The sequence below is a fragment of the Pseudomonas sp. EGD-AK9 genome (genome assembly GCF_000465935.2).
In the GTDB taxonomy this organism is placed as follows: domain Bacteria; phylum Pseudomonadota; class Gammaproteobacteria; order Pseudomonadales; family Pseudomonadaceae; genus Aquipseudomonas.
Genome location: NZ_AVOF01000627.1, coordinates 1 through 1,073, shown reverse-complemented (window position 1 = coordinate 1,073; position 1,073 = coordinate 1). Strand labels below are relative to the sequence as shown.

At 68.0% G+C, this 1,073-nt stretch carries 2 protein-coding genes; one reads left to right on the top strand and one right to left on the bottom strand.

Features of this window, described 5'->3' with window-relative positions; all coding sequences use genetic code 11:
- Positions 1 to 215: 215 nt before the first annotated feature.
- Positions 216 to 680 carry an aminoacyl-tRNA deacylase gene (locus N878_RS21830; protein WP_021445651.1) on the bottom strand — a complete coding sequence of 155 codons (465 nt, stop codon included), beginning with the start codon at positions 678 to 680 and terminating at the stop codon, positions 216 to 218.
- A gap of 163 nt (positions 681 to 843) precedes the next feature.
- Here N878_RS21830 and N878_RS21825 point away from each other — a divergent pair.
- A partial coding sequence (locus N878_RS21825; RefSeq protein ID WP_036988579.1) for an MATE family efflux transporter occupies positions 844 to 1,073 on the top strand: 230 nt, incomplete at its 3' end.

The window sequence follows — 1,073 nt, the reverse complement described above, 5'->3', positions numbered from 1 at the left end:
CGGTGGCGGGGTCCTGGGATGAATCGCAGGCGCTGAGCAGGCTCAGGGCGAGGGCCAGAAGCAGTCCTTTGTTCGGCATTGCGGGCTCCGGTATAGGGGGGCGCAGAGAACCCCAACTATAGCCGAGCGCCTACCCAGGGAGGAGGCGCGGCGGCGAAAGCGCCAAGCCGCGCACAGCTCCCTGGCCCAAGCACGACGACGATTTCAGCCGCGGTTCAATGGCACAGCTCGCAGACCTCGGCATTGGGCGCCAGGGTGAAGAAGTCGTCCATCGACATATGCACCAGGTTCTCGTGGTCGCCGGCCTCCAGGTAGACGTCCGCCAGCCGCGCCAGTTGCGGGTCGATCAGCATGTCCAGGCCGTACAGCGCGCCGAGCGCCGGCACCGCGCCGCGCTGGCAGTCCTTGAACAGGCCGACCAGGTTCTGCTCGCCGCTCAGTTGCCAGCGCTGGCTGCCCTTGCGCACCTTGTCCAGGTCGAGCTTGCGGTTGGCCGGCAGCACGGCCATCAGGTAGTGGCCGCGGCGGTCGTCGAGGATCACCGGCTTGGCCATGCGCGCGGCAGGAATGTGCGCCTTGCGCGCCGCCTCCAGGCTGGTGGCCGAGGGCTCGTGCTCGATCAGTTTGTAGTCGCAATGCGCCCGCTGCAGATGGCGCTCCAGGGTTTCGGCCATACGCATGATCCACCTCCTCGGTCGCCGCGGCGACGCTTGGTTGACTGGCCCTGGAAAAAGTCTAGCCAGACCGGCAGGCAGGCGAAGGTGCGGTTGCTGCTATGACCAGACGGCGATAGCAGCAAAGGTACTAACGCCGCCTATAATCGCCGCTTTGCCGGAGCCGCCCATGTCCGCCCTGCTCGACGCCTGGCGCCACACCCCGACCCAGCGCCGGGTCTGGGCCCTGGCCGCGCCAATGATTCTCTCCAACCTGTCGGTGCCGCTGGTGGCGCTGGTCGACAGCGCCGTGGTCGGTCACCTGCCGCACGCCCACCAGCTGGCGGCGGTGGCGGTGGGCGGCAGCCTCTACACCCTGCTGACCTGGGCCATGGGCTTTCTGCGCATGGGCAGCACCGG